This is a genomic window from Paraburkholderia kirstenboschensis (genome assembly GCF_032806925.1).
Classification (GTDB): Bacteria; Pseudomonadota; Gammaproteobacteria; order Burkholderiales; family Burkholderiaceae; genus Paraburkholderia; species Paraburkholderia kirstenboschensis.
The window spans coordinates 2,997,696-3,020,834 of the sequence record NZ_CP136512.1 but is presented as its reverse complement, the minus strand read 5'-3'; the positions used below and the strand labels follow the sequence as shown (position 1 = coordinate 3,020,834).

14 protein-coding genes are annotated in these 23,139 nt (G+C 63.6%); 8 read left to right on the top strand and 6 right to left on the bottom strand.

The window, feature by feature from the left end:
* Positions 1-37 precede the first annotated feature (37 nt).
* From RW095_RS22470 to RW095_RS22460, 3 genes are all read right to left on the bottom strand, one after another.
* Positions 38-1,186 (bottom strand): acyl-CoA dehydrogenase family protein, encoded by a 1,149-nt coding sequence (locus RW095_RS22470; protein ID WP_317018458.1) that lies wholly within the window; start codon positions 1,184-1,186, stop codon positions 38-40.
* A 52-nt stretch (positions 1,187-1,238) separates the two neighbouring features.
* Entirely contained in the window at positions 1,239-2,351 is a 1,113-nt protein-coding gene (locus RW095_RS22465) for a CaiB/BaiF CoA transferase family protein (RefSeq protein WP_317018457.1), read from the bottom strand.
* Positions 2,352-2,516: 165 nt separating this feature from the next.
* Entirely contained in the window at positions 2,517-5,237 is a 2,721-nt protein-coding gene (locus RW095_RS22460; RefSeq protein ID WP_317018455.1) for a LuxR C-terminal-related transcriptional regulator, read from the bottom strand.
* Positions 5,238-5,466: 229 nt separating this feature from the next.
* On the opposite strand from RW095_RS22460, the gene RW095_RS22455 reads away from it, so the two are divergent.
* From RW095_RS22455 to RW095_RS22445, 3 genes are all read left to right on the top strand, one after another.
* Positions 5,467-6,237, top strand: a complete 771-nt coding sequence (locus tag RW095_RS22455) for an enoyl-CoA hydratase/isomerase family protein (protein WP_317018454.1) — start codon at positions 5,467-5,469, stop codon at positions 6,235-6,237.
* Positions 6,238-6,329: 92 nt separating this feature from the next.
* Positions 6,330-7,571, top strand: a complete 1,242-nt coding sequence (locus tag RW095_RS22450) for a thiolase family protein (RefSeq protein WP_317018452.1) — start codon at positions 6,330-6,332, stop codon at positions 7,569-7,571.
* Between the two features lie 159 nt (positions 7,572-7,730).
* Positions 7,731-8,498 carry an enoyl-CoA hydratase-related protein gene (locus RW095_RS22445; protein ID WP_317018451.1) on the top strand — a complete coding sequence of 256 codons (768 nt, stop codon included), beginning with the start codon at positions 7,731-7,733 and terminating at the stop codon, positions 8,496-8,498.
* 187 nt (positions 8,499-8,685) lie between these two features.
* Here the strand turns inward: RW095_RS22445 and RW095_RS22440 are convergent, their stop codons facing one another.
* Positions 8,686-9,828, bottom strand: coding sequence for an acyl-CoA dehydrogenase family protein (locus RW095_RS22440; protein ID WP_317018449.1), 1,143 nt, complete (start codon positions 9,826-9,828; stop codon positions 8,686-8,688).
* A 250-nt stretch (positions 9,829-10,078) separates the two neighbouring features.
* On the opposite strand from RW095_RS22440, the gene RW095_RS22435 reads away from it, so the two are divergent.
* The gene (locus RW095_RS22435) at positions 10,079-10,975 is read left to right on the top strand and encodes an SDR family oxidoreductase (protein WP_317018448.1); all 897 of its coding nucleotides are present in this window, start codon (positions 10,079-10,081) and stop codon (positions 10,973-10,975) included.
* A gap of 403 nt (positions 10,976-11,378) precedes the next feature.
* On the opposite strand, the gene RW095_RS22430 is transcribed toward RW095_RS22435, so the two are convergent.
* Positions 11,379-12,950 carry an AMP-binding protein gene (locus RW095_RS22430; RefSeq protein ID WP_317018447.1) on the bottom strand — a complete coding sequence of 524 codons (1,572 nt, stop codon included), beginning with the start codon at positions 12,948-12,950 and terminating at the stop codon, positions 11,379-11,381.
* 405 nt (positions 12,951-13,355) lie between these two features.
* On the opposite strand from RW095_RS22430, the gene RW095_RS22425 reads away from it, so the two are divergent.
* From RW095_RS22425 to RW095_RS22410, 4 genes are all read left to right on the top strand, one after another.
* Positions 13,356-15,128 carry a DUF1302 domain-containing protein gene (locus RW095_RS22425; RefSeq protein WP_317018446.1) on the top strand — a complete coding sequence of 591 codons (1,773 nt, stop codon included), beginning with the start codon at positions 13,356-13,358 and terminating at the stop codon, positions 15,126-15,128.
* Positions 15,129-15,157: 29 nt separating this feature from the next.
* Positions 15,158-16,531 carry a DUF1329 domain-containing protein gene (locus tag RW095_RS22420; protein WP_317018444.1) on the top strand — a complete coding sequence of 458 codons (1,374 nt, stop codon included), beginning with the start codon at positions 15,158-15,160 and terminating at the stop codon, positions 16,529-16,531.
* A gap of 110 nt (positions 16,532-16,641) precedes the next feature.
* The gene (locus RW095_RS22415) at positions 16,642-17,739 is read left to right on the top strand and encodes a WD40/YVTN/BNR-like repeat-containing protein (protein WP_317018442.1); all 1,098 of its coding nucleotides are present in this window, start codon (positions 16,642-16,644) and stop codon (positions 17,737-17,739) included.
* A 32-nt stretch (positions 17,740-17,771) separates the two neighbouring features.
* A complete protein-coding gene (locus RW095_RS22410; RefSeq protein WP_317018441.1) occupies positions 17,772-20,180 on the top strand; it encodes an efflux RND transporter permease subunit in 2,409 nt (802 codons plus the stop codon).
* A gap of 119 nt (positions 20,181-20,299) precedes the next feature.
* Here RW095_RS22410 and RW095_RS22405 read toward each other — a convergent pair whose 3' ends face one another.
* On the bottom strand, positions 20,300-22,999 hold the full coding sequence (locus RW095_RS22405) for a LuxR C-terminal-related transcriptional regulator (protein ID WP_317018439.1): 2,700 nt from the start codon (positions 22,997-22,999) through the stop codon (positions 20,300-20,302).
* Positions 23,000-23,139 lie beyond the last annotated feature (140 nt).

The window sequence follows — 23,139 nt, the reverse complement described above, 5'->3', positions numbered from 1 at the left end:
GGCCTGCTTGCAGGCCCGAAGCGGATGGAGACCGGCGTCAGCCGATATGACGGGAGATGATCATCTTCTGAATGTGGCTGGTGCCTTCATAAATCTTGCACACCCGCGCATCACGCAGATAGCGCTCGACAGGGAAGTCGCACAGATAGCCGTAGCCGCCGTGAATCTGCAAAGCGTTCGAGCAGACCTTCTCGGCAATCTCGCTTGCAAACAGCTTCGCGATCGATGCTTCCTTCATGCAATCGACGCCCGCGTCCCGCAGGCGCGCTGCATGGATGCAGTACTGAAAGGCGACATCGACTTGTGCGGCCATGTCGGCGAGATCGAACGCCACACCCTGAAGGCGCGCAATAGGCGCGCCGTACGCCTCGCGCTCATTCGCATATTTGACGGCCGCTTCGAGCGCGGCGCGCGCTGCTCCGGCGGCAATGAAAGCGATGCCGATGCGGCCGTCCGACAATCCGCCCATGACCGTGCGGTAGCCTTCGCCCTCGGCGCCCAAGCGGTCCGAGACCGGCGCCCGATAGTTTTCCAAGCTGATCTGCGCGGTGTGAGCCGTGTGCTGCCCGAGCTTGCTTTCCACGCGTGTCGTGAGATAGCCCGGTTTCGATGTATCGACGATGAATGTGGTCGCGCCGCGTTTGCCGGCGCTCTTGTCCGTGATTGCAAACGCGACGCCTACACCGGCCTCGCTACCGTTCGAAATGAACTGCTTCGTGCCGTTGAGCACGTAGTGGTCGCCGTCGCGCACCGCGCTCGCGCGCAACGCTGCTGTGTCCGATCCGGCATGCGGCTCCGACAACAGGAATGCGCCGATCGCCTCGCCGCTGGCCATGGCTGGCAGAAAGCGGCGCTTCTGTTCTTCGGTGCCGTTCTCGGCGATACACATTGCCGTGAAGTTGTGAACGTGGAGGATCGTCGCAAGCCCTGCGTCCGCGGCCGCGAATTCGTGCTGCGCAAGGCAGAAATCGAGCACGCCCGCTTGCGTTCCGCCATACGCCTCCGGAACAAGCATGCCCAGAAAGCCGAGTTCGCCAAGTTCCTTCAGTTCCTTATGCGGCCACGCGGATTCGAGATCGCGCTGCGCCGCCGTCGGCGCGATGATTTCGATTGCTACGCGCCGTGCGCTATCGCGAATCAGGATTTGCTGTTCGCTCAGGAACAGGCTCGATAGGTCTTTATTCATCAGTCATCCTTGGTATTGGAAGCGTGTGCGAAGGCGAGAACGACCGCCGCAATCAGCGCGCGGACCAGTCTTTCAGCACCGTGCCTGTGTGTTCGCCGCGGCGGGGAACCGCGCGCGGACCGTGCGCGGGCGTCGCCGAAAAGCGCGGCGCGGGATTGGGCTGCAAAACGCCGCCTTCTCGTGTGTAGATGTTTCGCGCCTGCATATGCGGATGCGCGGCGGCTTCCTCGGGGCTGAGAACGGGCGCAAAGCATGCGTCCGTGCCCTCCAGCAGCGCGCACCATTCATTGCGCGGGCGGCTCGCGAAAAGCGCCGTGAACCGCTCGCGCAAGGCAGGCCAGGCGTGCCTGTTGTTGGCGTCGTTGCAGGCGGGGTCGTCGGCAAGCCCGAGCTTCTCGCACAACTGCCGATAGAACTTCGGTTCGACGGAGCCGACGGAAATCATGCCGCCGTCGGCGCAGCGATAGGTGTTGTACCAGTGCGGGCCGTCCAGCAGGCTTTGTCCGCGTGCCGTAGTGAACTGGCCGGACGCGTGAAGCGCGAGGAGCAGCGACATCATGTGCGCGCTGCCGTCGACGATGGCCGCGTCGACAACCTGTCCTTGACCGGTGACGCGTGCATGCATGATGCCGGCGAGCAGGCCGATCGCAAGATAGAGCGCTCCACCGCCCATGTCCCCGACGAGACTCGGCGGGGTCATGGGTGTCTCGCCCGGCTGCCCGGAATACCAGAGCGCGCCCGACAGCGCGATGTAGTTCAAATCGTGTCCCGCAGCGTGAGCAAGCGGTCCGGTCTGCCCCCATCCCGTCATGCGCCCGTACACCAGCCGCGAATTACGCAGGAGACACGCGTCCGGCCCGAGGCCCAGCCGTTCCATCACGCCAGGGCGCATGCCTTCGATAAGCGCATCGCAATGGTCAACGAGGTCGAGTACCGTTTGAACGCCTTCGGGCGTTTTCAGATCCGCAACGATAGAGCGCTTGCCGCGATTCGGAATGTCGTGCTGCGCGAGGTCGAGTCGGTCGGCGCCGGGGGCCACGCGGTCGACCACCACGACGTCCGCGCCCAGGTCGGCGAGCAGCATGCCGCAACACGGCCCGGGACCGATGCCCGCGATCTCGAGTACACGGATCCCGGTCAACGGGCCTTGTCTCTGCGACGTCATGGTGTGCCTCATGATGAATGAATGCACCCAATGATAGGGAGCGCAACGCGCGTCCACACCCCTCGGAGGGGAAGGGTGGCGTGCTATGTAACGTGGTAATGCGACGGACGCGGCCCCCTATTTAGGACAGGGGTGCGCGGAGCGCGGTGTATGCCTGCGGCAGGCCTATGCGATGTAGCCGTGTTCGCGCGCCCACACCATCGCGTCATAACGCGTCGAGACGTCGAGCTTGTTCAGGATGTTGCGCACGTTCCATTTGGTCGTGCCGACAGAGATGTTCAAGGTCAGCGCGATACGCTTGTTCGACATGGCCTGCGAGATCAACAGGAGAATCTCGCGTTCGCGCGGCGTGAGGTTCACGCTTTCGTGTTGCAATGATTGCGCGGCGGATGACTTGCCCGCCCGCGCAGCGCTCGCAGTCGACACGCAGAGCTTGTCCAGCACGGTTTCAAGCAGCGACGTTGCGGACGGCGTCAGCCCCCGTACTCCACGCAGTGCGGCGAGACCGGCGACGACAGGCTCGCCGTCGTCGATGAATGTGCGTAAGAGTCCGAGATCGGCGCCTGCATTGAGCGCTTCGATCAGGCTTCGGTGAGCCTCCTCGCGTTCCTGCAGCGAGTCCCATGCCGCCGCGGCGAGCAGGTTCGCCCGCACGAGAAGTCTTGCGCGGCCGGCCACGTGCGCGAACGCGCGGACCTGGTCGAGTGCTGCCAGCGCCTCTTTTGCGTTGCAGTCTACGAGGGCTAGCCGCGCGCACGTCGACAGGGTAATCGCGCGAATCTCGGCTGCCGTGCCGGCGGCGCGTTGCGGGGTGTCGGCGAGCGCCTTCAGCCTTGCCAACACGCCTTGCGCCCGGACATGATCGCCGTCGCGAAGCAGCATGCACACCTGTTCCGCCAGCATGACCGCGGCCGGCCGCAGCAGGTTCATGCTGTGGAAATGGTCGGCTTGTTCCTGCAAAAATGCCAGAGCTGCGCCCGATCCTGCATCCAGTCGATCGAGCCGCGCATGGCAGACCGAAGCATCGACCATCACGTCGGGCCAGGATGCGCATAGCAGCCCTGTGCGGTTGGCGAGCACGTCGCGGGCGTCGTCGATGCGGTCGAGTTCATAGTACGCATCGCTCAGCATCGCGGCGCATAGGCCAGCCGGCACCGAGTGACGACCATAGCCCGCTTCTGCCTGCTCAAGCAGCGCAGATGCGAGGCGCGCCGTCTCGCGGACCTGTCCATGCACGAGAAGCGCCGCAGGCAGCGTCGCTTCGAACATCAATGCGATTTCGCTGCCCTGGTCGGCGCCCGGCACGGCATGCTCGTCGTGCAGTTTCAACGCTTCCTGCAAGCGGCCCACATGCGCATAGCCGGTCACGAGCGCGGCGACGTAGATATAGCGCAGCGTGCGGTTCGCAGGCCACGACTCGGGCTCGCGCCCGAGCAGTTCGATGACCCGTTCGCTTTCGTCGCGCTGCATCGCGATGGTCGCTTCGGCAAGCGCAAGCTGGTTGTGCATATCGGCATGAAGCCTGGACTCGCTACGTCCAAGCTGCTCCAGCCAGCGTTGCGCCTCGGCGGTGCGTGCGCTCAGCGCACAACTCAGGCAGGCAAGGAACGAGAGCTGCGGATGCGCGACGAGGGCATCCTCGGGCATATGGTCGAGTAGCTGGACCATCGCGGCAACGGCACCGAAGCGCCAATCCGGCGGCATCGACTGCTCGATGATCTGCACTGCGAGTTCGAGATCGCCGCCGAGATTCGCATGGCGCACGGCGTCGGCCGGCATCTGATGCTTTGCAAACCACACGCTGGCGCGCCGGTGCAGCGTCTGCAAGCTCTCATCGCCGCGTTGTGCGAGCCGGTTGCAGAGAAACTCGCCAAGCAGCGGATGAAAGCGATACCACGGCGCGCGATCGCCGGTATGTACGCGCTGAATCAGCTGCAACTCCTCGTCGGCGCGGCGCAGCAGAGCGTCCGATTGAACGTGCTGCGTAACGTGTGCCGCGAGCGCGCCATTGAAGCGCCGCAGCGGCGCGAGCATTTCGAGGAACTGGATCATTGCGGCCGGCGCTGGCGCAATCACGTTTTCCGCGAGGTAGTTGTGCAGGTCGCCCGAGCGACGCAACAGCGCCGTCACCTGACCGCGCGCGGCCGGGCGGTTTCGCAGCATGAGCGCGACAAGCTGGAGGCTCGCAGGCCAGCCGCGCGTGACGTCCTGGATCAGCTGCACTTCGTTGGCGGTGAGCTTCATTGTCGCGATGTTCTGCTCGAAGAACGCCTGCGTTTCGTCGACGCTAAAAGGCAAGTCTTCGAGGCCCACCTCGGCGAGTTGCCCATACACGCGCAAGCGGCTCAGGCCAAGCGGCGCCGTGGTGCGCGAGGCGATCACCATATGCAGATTCGCAGGGCTGTGAGTGACGAGTTTGTGCACTAGCTCGTGTACCCAGGAATCGTCAACGTGCTGAAAGTCGTCGATGAACAGATAGAGGTCTTTCCCGACGCGCTGCACGCCCGCAATGATCGCCGCTGCCACCGGCTCGACCGGCCACGCGCGGTCGTCGCGGCTCGCCAACGGCGCGGCCTCGGACTCCACGCCAAGAGGCGCGAGCGCGCCGAGCAGATCGCGGCAGAACACGTCGCTGTGACGATGATCCGCCGTGAGCGCGAGCCATGCTACTTCTGCGCCTGCCTTCATGAGTTCCTGACGCCACTGCACGAGGAGAATCGTTTTGCCGAAGCCCGCATTGCCGGTGACGAGCGTGAGCGCGCAATGCTGCGCGTCCCGCAGGCTATCGAGCAGTTTTTTGCGCACGATATGGCGAGGACTGACACGCGGCGGCGCGAATTTCGCCGGTACGTTGAGTTCGTCGAGTGGCGGGTTCTGGAACGTCATGGTTTCACTTCTACGGTGACGGGATGCTAGCACGTTCGTCGCGCGCGCAAACCTCGTCTTCTCCCTGACCAAACGGCCATTTTTTTCGAACGCCCCCCCGCAAATGCAGGGGAATCCGCGCGGCGCGCGCTCTATCGTTTCAACGCATGAACGGCCTTCCTGCGTAGCGTTAAGTCATTTGCAGCACGCGAACTTCCAACAGAACTGGCACGGATTGGGGAGCAGACAGATGAGCGTCACATTCGAACTGAAAGGCCCGGTGGCCTGGATCACACTCGCGCGTCCCGACGCGATGAACGCGCTGTCGCGCGACATGGTTCAAGGCATCACGGCGAAGCTGATGCAATGGCGGGAAGACCCGCAGGTGCGTGTCGTCGCCGTGACGGGCACGGGCCGGGCGTTCAGCGCGGGCGCCGATCTGAAGACCGCCGGGGCGCCCGCTCAACCGGGCGAAAAAGACTTTCTCGACGAGATCATTCAACTGTTCGATACGTTGCGTGCGTTTCCGCGTCCTGTCATCGCGGCGGTCAATGGCCTCGCGCTCGCGGGCGGGCTGGAAGCTGTGATGACCTGCGATTTCTTGATTGCGGCACAGAGCGCGCGCTTTGGCGACGCTCACTCGAACTTCGGCGTGTTTCCGGGTGGCGGCGGCGCAGCCGTACTGCCACGCAAGATCCCGGTGAACATCGCGAAGTACCTGCTGTTCACTGGCGATTCCGTGTCCGCGCAGGAGATGAAGCAGTACGGCCTCGTCGCCGAGGTGGTCGCAGACGCGGAACTGATCGAGCGCGTGCAGGCAATCGGCGAGAAACTGGCGGCTAAAAGTCCCCTGGTACTCGCGAAGATGAAACGCGTCGCCGACGAATCGGCAGACAAGCCGGTCGCGGACGCGCTGCGGCACGAGGTGCTGGAACTGCGCAATCACCAGCGCTCATACGACATACAGGAAGGGCTGCGCGCGTTCGTCGAAAAACGCAAGCCGGAATTCAAGGGCTACTGATCGTTGCGGGACCGGGCAACGGGCGGCCCGCTCCCCAAGCATGGTGCGCGGCCGCTTGTGAGACGAACGGCATTATTCGAACTGGAGAAGACATGGAAGACATCTATATCGTCGGCGTGAGCATGACGCCGTTTGGCCGCCACATGGACAAGAGCGTCAAGCAGCTTACCGCGTGGGCAGTCGAGGACGCGCTGAACGACGCGGCCTGCGACCGCAAATGGATCAGGGCTGCATTCTTCGGCAACACGGCACAAGGTCATTTCGACGGCCAGCACATGATTCGCGGCCAGGTCGCACTCTTGCCGATCGGGCTGGGCGGCATTCCGATCTACAACGTGGAGGGCGCGTGCGCGTCGTCGAGCGCGGCATTCAATCTGGCTGTGATGCAGCTGCGCGCGGGCGCGGCGGACGTCGTACTCGCAGTCGGCGCTGAGAAAATGTACTCGGACGACAAGGCGAAGATGTTCTCGTGCTTCGAATCGGCCTGGGATATTGAAACGCTGGAGGACAACAAGAGTTGCCTCGCGGGCATGGGCAAGGACATCGTGCCGCCGCCGGGTTCGCAGTCGGACAAGCCGTATAGCCCGTTCATGGACGTGTATGCGGCGCTCGGACGTGCGTTCATGTCGCGCTTTGGCATCACGCAGCGGCAGATCGCGGCCGTCGCGGCAAAGAATCACAATCATTCGGTGCACAACGAGCGCTCGCAATACCGTAGGCCGATGACAATCGACGAAGTGCTGGCCGCGCCGCCCATTACCTATCCGATGACGTTGCCGATGTGCTCGCCGATTTCCGACGGCGCGGCTGCCGCGATCCTCTGTACGGAAAGCGCGCTGAAAAAGTACGGTTTCGATCGCAAGCGCGCGATCAAGGTGATGGCAAGCGTGCTGCGCTCGGGCTCCGCGCGCGCGGCGGACGACTATGCGAACGCCTGCACCCCGCAAGCCGCGAAGGACGCGTTCGAGCAGGCGGGCATCGGCCCGTCGCAAATCAATGTCGCCGAACTGCACGACGCCACCGCGATCGGGGAGCTGATTACGTTTGAAGGGCTGGGTCTGCGTGAGCCGGGCGCGAGCGGCGTTCTCGCGGAGCGCGGCGAGACATCGCTCGGCGGCTCGATCGTGGTCAATCCGTCGGGTGGGCTCGAGTCGAAAGGACACCCGATCGGCGCCACCGGTCTCGGGCAGATTTTCGAGCTGGTCGAACAACTGCGCGGAAATTGCGGAGCGCGTCAGGTCGAAGGCGCCCGCTTCGCGATCCAGGGCAACGGCGGCGGTCTGTGGCGCGTGGAAGAGGCGCTCGAGCATATCGCCATTCTCGGTAAGGCTTAACGTCGGCAGACGCGGTGCGGCGCCGCACTTCAGTGCACGACGTGACGAAGGACGCTGGCAATTGCTGCGGCGTCCTGTTGTCGTTGGTCAACGGTCGCACGCCGCGTTGCTTACCCATACTCATTTGCTGGCCGGCCAATTCGGCGGGGGAGTCGTTCAATGGTTGAAATCAGTTGGGAGCAGAGCGTCGCCATCCTCACGATGAAGGGTGCAACGCCGTGGAACGTGATGGACCGTGCAATGCTCGAGCAACTGGGCGCAGCGCTTCCTGAAGTCGTTGCGCAAGGTGCGCGTGCCATCGTACTGACCGGGGCGGGGCGTGTGTTCTCGGCAGGTGGGGACGTTCATGCATTCAACGCGCTTGCGCAGGAAGGTGCCGACGCATTGTCGAGCGGCATCGGCATGCTCATGGAGGAATTCGGTAATCCGATTGCGCGCTTCATCGCCGGGTCGCCGGTGCCTGTTATCAGCGCGGTGAACGGGCCGTGCGCAGGCGGTGCAATGGGCTACGCGCTTGCCGCGGACATCGTGCTCTGCGCGCGCTCCGCGTATTTTCTCGTCGCTCAGGTCGCGCAGCTCGGCGTGGCGCCGGATCTCGGCATCAATTGGGTGATCGCGCGCGCGCTCGGGCGTCCACGCGCGCTGGGCATGGCGTTGCTCGGCGATCGCATTGGCGGTGAGCAGGCGGAGCAGTGGGGCTTGGTATGGCGCTGCGTCGACGACACGGAATTAATGCCGCAGGCGCTCGCGTGCGCACATAAGCTCGCTGCATTGCCGAAAGACGCGATAGCGGAGTGCCGGCGCCTCGTGGACGACGCTGCGCATATGTCGATCAAGGAGTCGCTTGCCGCCGAGCGTGAAGTGCAGCGCAGCCTTGTTCGCTCGTCTTTCTTTCGGGAGGCGTGCGCGAAGTTCGCGGCAAAGTAGCGGCCACTGCGATTGCGATTGTGGCTGTGGCTGTGGCTGCGGCTGCGGTAGAGCGCGTTGCCAGCTTGCACCTGCCGCTTCACGCCCCGCCGTGCCGCGTTACCTCAAGTATGCGCATGAAAAAGCCCCGGTCGCAATACCGGGGCTTTGCTCGTACCGGGCGCAATAGAAACTCGTTGCACACCGTTCAAAGATTGCGCGAGATGATCAGCTTCTGGATATGGCTCGTGCCTTCGTAAATCTTCGTGACACGCACGTCGCGGTAAAAACGCTCGACGGGGAAGTCGTTCAGGTATCCATAGCCGCCGTGGATCTGCAGCGCATCCGAACAAACCTTCTCAGCCATCTCGGAGGCGAATAGCTTGGCCATCGACGCCTCCTTCGCGCACGGCAGGTCCGCCGCACACAGCCGCGCCGCATGGATCACGAACTGGTGGGCGATCGCGACCTGAGTCGCCATGTCGGCAAGATCGAACGCGACGCCCTGCAAGTTGATGATCGGCGCGCCATAGGCTTCACGCTCCCTGGCGTAGCGCACAGCGGCGTCGAGCGCGGCGCGCGCGGTCCCGACTGCAATCGCCGCGATCGCTATGCGGCCCTCGGACATGCCGCGCAGCATCTTCTTATACGCGCTACCTTCCTCGCCGATGATGTTGCCGGCGGGCACGCGGCAGTCGATCAACTGGATCTGCGCGAGATGCGCCGACCGCTGGCCCAGTTTGTTTTCGACGCGTGCGACATGATAGCCGGGCTCGGACGTGTCGATGATGAACATGCTCGCGCCATTCTTGCCCGCGCTCTGACCGGTGATTGCAAGCGCGACGGCTACGCCGGCCTTGTTGCCGTTCGAGATGAACTGCTTGGTGCCGTTCAGCACGTAATGGTCGCCGTCGCGCCGTGCGGACGTGCTGAACGCCGCGGTGTCCGAACCTGCTTGGGGCTCGGAAAAAAGCCCGGCCCCATAGGTCTCGCCCGCTATGAGGCGAGGCAGAAAGCGCCGCTTCTGCTCTTCGGTGCCTTGTGCCGCGATCAGTCCGGTGATCGTGTTATGCACGTGGACGACCGTGGCGAAGCCCGCGTCGGCAACCGCCAGTTCCTCGATAGCGAGGCAGTACTCGACAAAAGTGGCGCCCGAGCCGCCGTGCGCCTCCGGCGCAAGCATGCCGAGGAAGCCAAGTTTCGCGACAGCGTCGAGCTCGTCGCCCGGCCACGCATGAGTGCGGTCGCGCTCGGCCGCGGTCTTGGCGACGATCTCTGTTGCGACGGTGCGCGCGGAATCGCGGATCATCACTTCCTGTTCGCTCAGGAATGCTGCTGATACGTCGGTCATTTTCTCTCTCTGATGGGTGTGGCTTGCGTTCACTATGAACGTGGCGCCGCGCTCGCGCCCCTCTCCTCGTGGGGGGAGGCCGCTCGCGGTTTGCACATGCCCCCCCAATCTGGACGGGGGCCGGTCGCACCATGTCCTCTTATGCTGAACCCGTAGCATCCAAATACACGGCGTGACGCCTGTCGCGAATGAGATATCGCGCCGCGCCAGACGGGTTCATTCATCTATTCAAGACTTTGGAGAGACGTCCATGGGTATCCGCTTCGACGGAAAAGTTGCGCTGATCACAGGTGCGGGCGCTGGCCTCGGTCGCGCACATGCGCTTGCATTCGCCGCGCGCGGCGCGAAGGTCGTGATCAACGACTTCGGCGGCAGCCGTGACGGCACCGGCAGTTCGAGCACGGCCGCACAGGCCGTGGTCGACGAGATCCGCAAGGCCGGCGGCACCGCGATTGCCAATGGCGCGAACGTCGCGGACCCCGTGCAGGTGCAGGCAATGGTCGAGCAGGCCATGGCCGAGTTCGGTCGCGTCGACATCCTTGTGAACAACGCCGGCATTCTGCGCGACAAGAGCTTCGCGAAGCTGCAGGCCGAGGACTTCAAGCTGGTGCTCGACGTTCATCTGCACGGCTCGATCAACTGCACCAAGGCGGTGTGGGACGTCATGCGCGCCCAGCAATACGGCCGCATTCTGATGACCACCTCCGCAGCGGGCATGTACGGCAACTTCGGCCAGGCGAACTACGGCGCGGCGAAAATGGCGCTGATCGGCCTGATGAACGTGCTGAGCGTGGAAGGCCGCAAGAACGACATCAGGGTGAACACGATCGCGCCGGTCGCGGCCACGCGTATGACCGAAGACGTGATGCCCGCCGAGGCGCTGCAACGCATCCAGCCGGAGCGCGTGACGCCGGGCGTACTGTATCTGTGCAGCGAGCAGGCACCTTCGAAGGTGATTCTGGGCGCCGGCGGCGGCACGTTCTCGACCGCGACGATCATGGAGACCGCACCGGTTCGCCTCACGGACGCGGAGCTAACGCCGGAGGGCGTGGCCGCGCGTTTCGCGGAGATCGCTGACTGGACGACAGCGCGCGCCTATGCGGAAGTACTGGAGCAGGTGCAGGTTTTCCTCGCGCCCGCAGCCTGATTCGCCACGCAAGCGGGTGAAGTTCGCGCGCGGAGTCCGGTGCGTGCGCTGTGGGCGAATGTCCAACGTGAAATTCATCGAGCGGCAGCAATTGGCGCGCGGGCCGGCATCCGGCTCGCGCGGTTCGCGGCCTCATTGAACGGGTTTACCGGACACGTATCGCAGATGACTCTCATGCGATACGTTTGCCGCCTCGACGGTCAACCGGCGAGGCGGCTTTTTTTGCGTGCGGTTCAGATGCGCAGATGAAGTGAAACGGGACAACGCCACGGCGTGCTGCACGACGCGCCCAACACCGCAACTTCGGGCACATCGAGACGGAAGCGTTACCCAAGCGCTACCCAAGCGCTACCCAAGCGCTACCCAAGCGCTACCCAAGCGCTACCCAAGCGCTACCCAAGCGCTACCCAACGCGGCGCGACTGACCTTTCCAGTACTTCTCGCGCACATGGCGGCGCAGTACTTTACCAACCGCACTGAGCGGCAAGGTCTCCACGAAGCTGACACTTTTGGGCGCCTTGAAGCGGCCGACAGAGCGCTTGACGTGCTCGATCAGTTCTTCGGCACTCACCTGCATGTCCTGCCTGAGTACGACTTCGGCATGCACGGTTTCGCCCCATTCCGGATGTGGAATGCCGATCGCCGTCGACATGCTGACCGCCGGGTGCGAGTTCAGCGCGGCTTCTACTTCGATTGCGTAAACGTTGAAGCCGCCGCTGATGATCACGTCCTTCTTGCGATCGACAATGAACAGATAGCCGGCTTCGTCGAGATAGCCGAGATCGCCCGATTTCCAGAACCCGTCGACGAACTCGGCGGCCGTGCCTTGCGGGTTGTTGAAGTATCCGCAGATTGTGCCTCTGCAGCGCACGCAGATTTCCCCCGTCTCGCCGGGTGCGACGTCTGTGCCTGCGTCGTCCACGATTCTGAGTTCAATGCCTGTGCCGACGCGGCCCGCCGACGCCAGACGCCCCGATTCGACTGCGCTCAGATGGTCGGCCTTCGACAGGATACCGACAATCTGCAGGCACTCCGTCGCGCCGTAAATTTGCGTGAAGACATTGCCGAAACGTTGCTGCGCGAGCTGGAGCTTTGCCGGGCTCATCGGCGCGCCGCCGTAGTAGATCGTGTCGAGCGACGAGAGATCGTAGGCGGCCGTCTCCTTCACTTCGAGCAGCCGGTAGATCAACGTTGGCACGAGAAGGGCGTTGGTGATCCGCTCCGTCTGGACATTGATACACCATTGCCGCAAGTCCGGGACGTTCTGTGTCACGTTGCAGCCGCCGCGAAAATAGGTGGGCAGCACGCTGAAGCCTGAAGCGTGGCTGATGGGCGCCATGTGCAGGTTGCGCGTCGTGTCATGGAACGTTTGTTCGTTCTCGAAGTACGACGCGTCGCGCATGGCCATCCAGTTGTCGATGGTGTATTGCGCGCACTTGCTCTTGCCTGTAGTGCCGCCCGTGAAGCGATAGACCAGGATGTCGTTCAGCGTATCGCTTTCGACCTCCGGGTTCGCGTCGCTGCTGCCCTCGACCAGATCCCAGAAATAGTGGAGACCGTCGCTCGGCATGTCGGGCGGGTCCATGCAAACCACGGTAACGCCGCGTTCTATCAGGATGTCGAAGTAGGCCGGGAGCAGTGTGTTTTCTATGAACACCACCTTGGGCTTGATGAAGTCCACCTGCCAGCAGTGCTCCTCTAGCGAGTCGCGAAAGTTGGTGTACACCGCGCCGGCTTCGCCCTTGAGCACGGTCCACGCATGCAGCAGCGACATGTTGTCGTTGTCGAGCAGGCACATGAATGCGTCGCCACGGCGCAGGCTCAGGCGCTCGCGCATCATGTTGACGATCCTGTTGGTCACCAGATGCAGTTCTTTGAACGTGTAGCGTCTTTGCCGCTCGATGTTCACGAGCGCTTCGTTGCTGGCGTACCGCATCGCGGTGTAGCCGAACGTGCGTGCAAAGTTCATTTTCATCTCATGTCTCCAGAGTCTTATCGTCGGCTCAACCAGTGCGCGCCGCGCCTGCGCGCTCCAGCACTGCGCCGATTTTAGGCGCTCGCATATGGCGCGGCCCCTTTCTTTTCGCGGGGTGCAGATGCAATAGCCTCGTCAGGTATTTTACGCACCGAACTCCGTGCCGAACGCCCAGATCGCCCCGATCGTGTAAACCCACCCCCCTCCTTTTTACAGGGGAGGCAGGGGCGGCGTGCTGGCACCTTATGGCATGGCTATCCGGCATTGAGCAATGACTGAGCGGCTCGCTCGGCTTCTGAAGCAGCGTGAGGATGACGGCGCCGGAGTGCGGATCGCGGGAGGGTCAACCCGGGGGGATCGAGCACGTAGCAATGCTGAGCAATGAAAACAAAAGGAGACAAGCAGATGTATCGCAAAGACAAAAAAGATTGCCGGGCTATGACCCTGCCGCGCCTCACCGTGTTGGCGAGCGTGATCGCTGCCACTATCCCGTTGCATGCATACGCATTCAAGTTCAGTACCGATTCGTCCGATTGGGACGTGAACTGGGACAACACCATCAGTTACAACCTCGGAGTGCGCGCGCACGGCATCGATCCGATGATCGGCAATAACCCGAGCTACGACGACGGCGACTACAAGTTCCGTCACGCCGGCGACGTCGTCACCAACCGTGTCGCGATTCTCTCCGAGTTCACGGCTGCCTACCAGGGGTACGTGGGCGTGCGCGTTTCGGCGTCCGCATGGAAGGACTTTGCGTACGGCAGCGGAAACGTCACCAATCCTGGCCTCTATGCGCCGGGAGTCACGTATCAGTCGCTGCGTTCGTATCCGAACGGCACCTACAGTTCTTACACAAATCGCTTCTACGTGCAGGGCGCGCAGCTGCTCGACGCTTTTGCGTTCTACAACACGCAGATTGGCGGCCGTGCGGTCTATCTGAAGGCCGGCCAGTTCACCGAGTACTGGGGCAATTCGATGCTGTCGCCGACCCAGGGCATCTCGTACGCTCAAGGGGCGACGGACGGCATCAAGGCTTACAACTCGCCTGGCACGCAGACGAAAGAACTGCTGCTGCCGCGCCCGCAGATCAGCTTGACCGCGCAGGTCACGCCTGAAGTGTCCGTGTCCGGCCAGTATGAACTCGGCTGGGCGCCAAACCGGCTGCCGACTGGCGGAACGTATATCGAGGCAAACGACGCGGTGGCCCAGGGACCCTCAGGCCTTTTCATCACCACATTGCCGGGCGCGGTGCGGCCGATCCTCGGGCTGCCGCCCGGTGGGCCATTCGGCTACGTGATCCCGCAAGGCCCGTCGATCAGGCCGCCGCAAGTGGACAACAATTTCGGCGTGAAGATCGGCTGGACGCCGGAGTTCCTGAATGGCGGCATGGGCTTCTATTTCCGGCGGCTCGACGAAACGCAGCCGTGGGTGCTCGCGAACTGGAAGACCATTCCCGCGTTGAACCGGGCGCTGCCGACCGACTATCACCTCGCCTACAACCGCGGCGTGCAGCTTTTCGGCTTCAGCCTGGACACGACGATTGCCAGCACAGCGGTGGGTGTCGAAATATCGTATCGGCACAACACCGCGCTCAATACCGCGCTCAGCCCGGCCATCGCGAACCAGACGACGGGGGCCAAGGGCGACATCCTCAACGTCGTCACGAACGCCATCGTGCCGCTGCCGCGCACGCCGTTGTGGCAAACGGGCACGCTGACGGCGGAACTCGGCTATACGCGTCTGCTCTCCGTCACGCAGAACGCGTCGCTCTACAACGGCGTGGGCTACGCCGGATGCCCGAGCAACAACAAGTGGAACGGCTGCTCAACCAAAGACTACGTGGGCGCGGGCCTCGTGTTCGCGCCGCAATGGCTCCAGGTATTCCCGGGCATCGACCTGAGCATGCCGACCTCGTTCTCGGGCGGTCTCTACGGCACGACGCCGATCAATCCCGGCTCGTCGGCGGGCGGCCAGGGTTTCTTCACCTATTCGATCGGCGTGCAGGCGCTGATCCGCCAGCGCGCCACGCTCACGCTTTCCTACATCGGCTATCACGCTCACGTGAACACCACAGCGGTCACGCCGAGCGGGTTGCCCTACAACAGCACCGGCAACGGTCTGATCGACCTCAACGACCGTCCATGGGTCTCGCTGACCTTCCAGTCGTCGTTCTGAGGGATTCATCGCAAAAAGGAGAAAGACGTATGAAAACTCTGCTTCATGTGGCCGCAGCCGGCCTCGTGACATTGCACGCCGCCGGCGCATGGGCGGGCGGGTCGGCCGAAGAAGCCAGGCAGCTCGGCACCACGCTCACGGCATTCGGTGCGGAGAAAGCGGCGAGCGCGGACGGTGACATTCCCGGTTACACCGGCGGGTTGACCTCGCCGCCCGCGGGCTATTCGGCCAACAGCGGAAAGTGGCCGGACCCGTTCAAGGGCGAGAAGCCAGTCGCGAGCATTACGGCGGCGAACATGGCGCAGTATGCGGAGCGCCTGACGCCCGGCGTACAGGCGCTGCTCAAGCGCTTCCCGGAATACCGCGTGGACGTCTATCCGACGCATCGCTCGGTGTCGTATCCGCAGTGGGTGCTCGACAACACGTTGAAGAACGCGAGCAATGCGAAGCTCGTCGGCAAAGTGGAGGGCGACGGCGTGGAGGGCGCGTTTGGCGGCGTGCCGTTCCCGATCCCGAAGAACGGCTACGAGGTGATGTGGAACGCGCTCCTCAGCTATCAGCGCACGCAGTTCTCGGTGACCAACTTCGGCGGCTGGCTCGTCGACACGTCGGGTGGCCGCACGCAATTGCCTGTGCTGAACTTCGTCGAATACCGTCCGTATTACGACCCGAAGAACGCGGACAGCAAGCCGGGTTATCCATACGACCGTCTGTGGGCGCAGATTCAGACGCCGCCGACCCTGGCGGGGCAGACCGCTCTCGTCAACTACTCGATGAACTATTCCGAGCGTGACCAGGAGAGCTGGGCGTATTTTCCGGCCCAGCGCCGTGTGCGCATGGCGCCCGACTACAAGTACGACACCCCGGCAGCGAACTATGGCGGCGTCGAGTTCTGGGACGAAGCAGGTCTTTTCCGCGGCCGTATGGATCGCTTCGACTTCAAGCTGATCGGCAAGAAGGAGATGATCATCCCGTACAACAACTATCGCCTTTCGCAGCTTTCTCCGGACGATGTGCTGGGTCAGAAGAACATCAAGCCCGATGCGATGCGCTGGGAACGTCATCGCGTGTGGGTGGTGGAAGCGACGTTGAAAGCGGGCGCGCGCCACGCCTACGCCAAACGCATGCTGTACGTCGATGAGGACGCATGGGCGTTCGTGGAAGCGGACGGCTATGGCCATGACGGCAAACTGTGGCGCGTCGGCCTCACGCATACGTTCCCGTTCTACGACGGCGGCGGTGTGTACACCTTCCAGAACAACTTCTATGACCTCGAGAAAGGCAATTACTTCGTCACGGGCACGACGTCGGAGAACGGCCAGCCGCTCGTGCGCGTGTCGGACAAGTTCGACAAGGCCAATCTCTTCACGCCCGCGGGCATGGCGGGAACCGGCTTGCGCTAAAGCGCGAACCGACTTGATGAACCGTTGGACCGAGCTTTGTTCGCCCTTCGCCGGCATGCCCCGGCGAAGGGCGGCGCCAGATCGCAAGACAGAGGAAGACGATGCCGCAAATGAATTATCGAAGAGCGCGGTGCACAGCTTCGCTGTTGCTCGCGCTTGCTGCGTGCGCTTTCAACGTGCAGGCCGCTCCCGCTGCGGCGCCCGCACAGAAAAGCGCATTCGTCGATCCGCTGGACGCACCTGCGCTGATGCACGGCAATGTCGCCGGCCGGCCCGTCATGGCGGTCGCGCGAGCCGGCGCCCGTCTCATCGCAGTCGGCATGCGCGGCCTGGTCATTGTTTCGGACGACGCAGGAAAAAACTGGCGGCAGTCGGCCGCACCGGTTCGCAGCGACCTGCTCGCGCTCAGCTTCCCGACTGAGCGGGACGGGTGGGCGGTCGGCCACGACGGCGTGGTGCTGCATACCGCGGACGCCGGCGACACGTGGACACGCCAGTTCGACGGACGCATGGCGGCCGCTTCGCTGACGGCCTCGTATAAAACAAGAATCGCAAACGGCGACGCCACGTTGCAGCCTTATCTGGAGCAGCTCGCGCTGAACTACAAGCAGGGGCCGTCGCTGCCGTTGCTAAGCGTGTGGTTCGACGACGCGCAACACGGCATGGCGGTCGGGCCGTTCGGGTCGGCGATCGCCACGAGCGACGGCGGCAAGACGTGGCTGCCGATGCTCGAACGCATCGACAATCCGCACTTTCTGCATCTGAACGCGATTCGCGGCATAGCGGGCCACGTTTTCATTGCGGGCGAAAAAGGCATGGTGTACCAACTCGACCGAACCACAGGAAAATTCTCGGCGATCCCGACCGGCTACGTGGGGAGCTTCTTCGGAATTGCGGGCGACGAGCGCGCGTTGTTCGCCTACGGCTTGCGCGGCACGATTTACCGCAGCACCGATCTCGGCATGAACTGGGTCGCCCTGAAGAGTCCGCTGCATGGCGGGGTGACGAGCGCGGCGCCCATCGAAGCGCGTCACGCGATGGCGTTTGTCACATCGAGCGGCGAAGCGGCGCTGTATGACAGCGCCACCGACTCGTTCAGCCCGCTCAAATTGCGCCATGCGGCGGCATTGACAGGCGTCGTGCCGATTTCCGCCGACATGCTCGCGCTCACGTCGCTGAGCGGCGCGAGCCTCGCATCGGCGCGATGACCGTCCGCTGAACCAGCAAAGAGAGTATTGCCATGCATCCCCAATCTCATCGTGGCGACGCCACGCCGGTCGTGCGCTCCCGGGCGGAATTCGAAGCGAAGTCCGGATCGCGGCTGGAATGCCTGATCTTCAACAACCGTCTCTGGATCGTGTCGGTGTGCATTGTGCTGACCGCGTTGTTGGGCTTCGCGGCGGCAAGATCGAACGTCAGCGCGAGCTATGAACGGATGATGCCGCAATCGAGTCCGTTCATCCGCAACTATCTAGCGAACCTCGACTCGCTTCGTTCGCTCGGCAATTCGGTGCGCGTAGTGGTCGAAAATCGCCACGGCAGCATCTATGCCCCGAAGTACCTCAGCGCGCTGCGTGACATCAACGATCGCGCGTATCTGCTGCCCGGCGTCGACCGCGCTTTCGTGAAGTCGCTATGGATGCCGGTGGTGCGCTGGGCCGAAGTGACGGAGACAGGCTTCCAGGGCGGCCCGGTGATGCCCGACGACTATGACGGATCGCCGGAGAGCATCGCGAAGCTGCGCCAGAACGTGTCGCGTGCGGGCATTGTCGGATCGCTCATCGGTGACGACCAGCAGTCGAGCACGATCTTCCTGCCGCTGCTCGACCACTACGCGGATAGCGGCAAGCCGCTCGATGCACATGCACTGCACGACGCGCTCGACCGGATACGTCAGGACCACGCACGCGACGGCATCGAGATTCACGTAATCGGTTTCGCGCAGCTCGTGGGAGACCTTATAAAAGGGCTGTTGCAGGTCGCACTGTATTTCGCCGCCGCGGTGGCGCTCGCCACGGCGGTGATCTATGGGTACACGCGCTGCGCGCGCAGCACCGCGCTCGTAATCGGCTGCTCGCTTGCGGCCGTGGTCTGGCAACTCGGCATCGTGCATCTGCTCGGTGTGGATCTGGATCCGTACTCGATCCTCGTGCCCTTCCTCATTTTCGCGATCGGCGTGTCACACGGCGCGCAGAAAATGAACGGCATCATGCAGGACATTGGCCGCGGCACCGACCGCTACGTCGCCGCGCGCTATACGTTCCGGCGTCTCTTTCTCGCCGGCCTGACCGCGCTGCTGGCGGACGCGGTCGGATTCGCCGTGCTGATGCTGATCGACATTCCGGTCATATGCGGGCTGGCGGTGGCGGCCAGCGCAGGCGTGGCGGTTCTGATCTTCACGAATCTGGTGTTCCTGCCGGTCATGCTTTCGTACACGGGCGTAAGCGCTGCCGCCGCATCGCGCAGTTTGCGCGCGGGCACGCGGCATCCGCTTGCCACGTTGCTCGTGCCGTTCACGCGGCGGGTACCGGCCTGTATCGCCGTCTGCATCGCAGCGGCGCTGCTCGCGGGTGGCCTCGTTGTCGCACGGCATCTGAAGATTGGCGACCTCGATCCCGGCGCACCGGAATTGCGCGCCACCTCGCGCTACAACCGCGACAATGCCTATATCACGAGCCATTACGGATTGTCGACGGATCAGTTCGCGGTGATCGTCAAGACGCGCGCGGGCGGCGTCAACGACTACCGGACACTGATGGAGATGGACAACCTCGAACAGGTCCTGCGCGATGTCGACGGCGTGCAAACCACGCAGTCGATCAGCGGCGTGAGCCGCCGCAATACGGCTGCGGGTTTCGAAGGCGATCCGCGCTGGATGACGATCAGCCGCGATCCGTTCGTCTCGACGGATGCGGTGAACAACGGCTACGTGGCCAATCCGGAACTCGTGAACGGCGCCCGCTCGGTGGCGCCGGTCATCGCGTATCTGGCCGATCACAAGGCGAAGACGCTCGAGCAGGTAGTGAAAGCCGTCCAGGGCTTTGCCGCGCAGCACGACACGGCGACGCTGCAGTTCCTGCCCGCAGCCGGCAGCGCGGGCATCGAGGCGGCGACCAATATTGCGGTCGAAAAGGCCAACAGGATGATGCTCGTGCTCGTCTATGCGGCAGTGATCGCGCTGTGTTTCGTTACGTTCAGAAATTGGCGCGCGGTGGTGGTCGCCGTCGTGCCGCTCGTGATCACGTCGATTCTCTGCGAGGCACTAATGGTCGCACTCGGCATCGGCGTGAAGGTCGCGACGCTGCCCGTCACGGCGCTCGGAGTGGGCATCGGCGTCGACTACGCGCTCTATCTCGTGAGCATCCAGCTGGCGCTGCAACGACAGGGCGCGACGCTCGAAGCCGCTTATCGCGAGGCGCTGGGCTTCACCGGCAAGGTGATCGCATTGATCGGCGTGACGCTGGCGGCATCCGTCGTCACGTGGGCGTGGTCGCCAATCAAGTTCCAGGCCGACATGGGTGTGCTGCTGACTTTCATGTTCGTCTGGAACATGGTGGGGGCTCTGGTGCTGATTCCCGCGCTGTCGCACTTTCTGCTGCAACGTGCGCCAGTGGGACGCGCGAGCTGTGAGCATGCGATGGCCGAATAGCGGACGAAAGGCGGAACGAGAACGAGAAAGCGCCAATCTTCAGCGTGGCCGATTGCGGATTTGTCGGATCGGTTCTCTGTCGTGCCCGAACTCGCGAACGCGGCTTGAGAACGAGCGGTTCAGTCGATGAGCTTCTGATTGCGCGCCCAAACCATCGCATCGTAGCGGCGGGAGACGCCGAGCTTGGAGAAGATATTGCGCAGATTCCACTTGACCGTTTCGACAGTGATGTCGAGCGCAAGCGCAATGCGCTTGTTCGACATTGCTTGCGCGACGAGCCCGAGGACCTGTATCTCGCGTTGCGTGAGCGTGGCGTGGCCATGGCGGGCACTGCTGCCTTTCCTCGGCAGAGGAGCGAGGTGTCCCGTTGTTGTCCCGGCCGGGTAGGTGGCAAGCAGACCTTGCGCGAACTGTAGCGCGGGACCGTGAAGCACTTGCGCCTGCACGACGAGCGCCAGTTCGTCGCGCGCGAGTGCGCCTTCGTCGAGGAACGTGCGCGTGAGGCCATAGCGGCAACCGCATTGCACCGCGCGGCTGCGCGATGCCATTGCCTCGTCGGCACGGCCGAGGCTTGCGAAGGCACGCGCGGAAAGCAAGTCGATCAGCGTGAGGAGTCGGCCGCGTCCTATCGAAAGCGCGTGCTGGCGCGCGGTCTCCAATACTTTGCGTGCGCGCTGCGGGTTACTCGACAGATCCACGCGGGCGTGGGACAGCGCGGCGGCAATGCGGACCTCGACGAGGAACCCCTGGCTATGCTCGTGTTGCGCTGCGAGCGTGTCGAGCGTTTGCAGAAGCGCATCGGTCTCGGCACGATTGCCCCGGTTCACGTGAATGCGGATCTGCTCGGCCAGCATTAGCGCGAACGGCCGATCATATCCGAGGCCGCGAAAGCGCGCGGCCTGTTGGCGCAGAAAGGTGAGCGCCGCGCCCGCGCCCTCCTGCAGAAGATCGAGGCGCGCCCGGCACAGCGACGCGCGGACAGTTACCTCGACACCCGACGACTCCAGCAGGCCATGCCGATTGGCGAGCGTCTCGCGCGCGTCGTCGGTCTGGTTCAACTCATAAAGCGCGTCGGCGAGAAATGCCGCGCAAACATTCGCGCAGACGGACCGCTCGCCGAACCGCTTGAGCGCACGCGCGTGAAGCGTGGCCGCGATGCGGGCCGCCTCGCGGGCGTCGCCTTCGAGCAGCAATGCCAGCGCGTGCGTGCTCTCCGCGATGATCGTCATGTCGTTGTTGCGATCGGCGGCGGGGATGGGCTGGCTTTCGAGCAGCGCCCGCGCGTCCGCGTACCTTCCCGACCCGGCGTAGGCCACCGACAACACCGACAGCATCAGATAGCGCAGGAACGGATTGTCGGCGGTGTCGACGCGATGCGATTCGAGAAGACAGATCGTCTGCTGCGTGTCGTCACGCTGTAGCGCGATAACGGCGCGCACGAGCGGCAGACTGCGCGCCGCACTCGGCCAGCGCGCTGGGTCGTTGACGCCCAGTCGATCGAGCTGGGCCTCGGCTTGCGCCGGCAGTGCCGTCAGCGAAATAGCAAGACACATGAGCTCCGCCAGATGCGGATGCTCGAGCCGCGTTTCGTGTGGCAGCCGTTCCAGCAACTGAAGCAGGGGGCCGACGTAGCCGAGCGTCCAGGTGGCCGGACCCGCTTGCTCGATGACCTGTGCGGCAAGCTCGACGTCGCCGGCCAGATTCGCGTGACGCACGGCCTCGGTTACCAGCTTGTGTCTGGCGAACCATTGACTTGCGCGGTGGTGCAGTTGCGCAAGTGCCGCCGCGCCGCGCCGCTGGACGCGCGTGTCGAGGAACTCGCCGAATAGCCGATGAAAGCGGAACCACGGCAGTTCGTCGTCCAGATCGACACGCTGAAGCGGCAGGTTCTCGAGTTCCATGCGCGCGAGGAGATCGGCGGCGTTCGGATGCCCCGTGACGAAGGCCGCAAGCGGTGCATTGAAGCGCCGGAAAAGCGACATGTCCTCGCAAAACGCGACGAGATCGGTCGGAAGCGTGGCGATTACTTCCTCGCTGAGCCACGTTTGCAGATCGTTCGAGCGCCAGACGAGATCGCTCAGCTGGTTGCGCGCACCCGGCCGGTTGCGCAGCATGATGACGATCAGTTGCAGGCACGAAGGCCAGCCGCCCGTCAGGTCGTGAATCATGCCGGTGTCGTCGGCGCTGAGTTGGCCCGGGCCGAGGTTGCCTTCGAGAAAACTGCGCGTTTCGGCGGACGAGAAGGGCAGCTTCGCACTGTCGAGCTCGACCATCTGATCCATCACTCGAAGGCGGCTCAGGCCGAGCGGAGGCACCGCGCGAGAGGCGATCAGCAGATGCAGATTTGCCGGGCACCGCTCGATTAGCCGCTGGATCAGCCGATGCGCGCCCGGATCTTCGACGTGATGGTAATCGTCGAGGATCAGATACAGCTCGTCTGTCAGCGGTTCGATCGCGCTCAATATGGACGACACCGTCTCGTCGATCGACGCAGCGCTCACGCGATCGACCGGTAACGCCAGTTCGACCGCGACGCCCAGGTTCTGCAACGCCGCGAAGAAGGCGAAGCAGAAGTCCGCGAATCCTTTGTCGTCGGTTGTCAGGGAGAGCCACGCGACGCGCGCGTCGACTTGTATGCACCGCTGACGCCACTGCGCCAGCAACGTGGTCTTGCCGTAGCCCGCGCTTCCCGTGATCAGCGCCAGCTTGCGTTGCTGGACCTGCGCAAGCTGCGCTAGAAGATCGGCGCGCGCGACGTGTTGCGCGCCGATGCGCGGTGGTGCGAACCGTGTCTCGATCAACAGTTTGGGGAATGGCATTGTCGGAACGTCGCAGGAGACAAGTGGCGTTAAGGCGTGGGGCAGGCGGGGTAGTGGGATAGCGGGACGGCCGGCTTCGCCTTGCGCGCCGCAAGCTTATGAGCGGAGCACCCCGTCAGGATGTGGCGAGTGTACGGCTC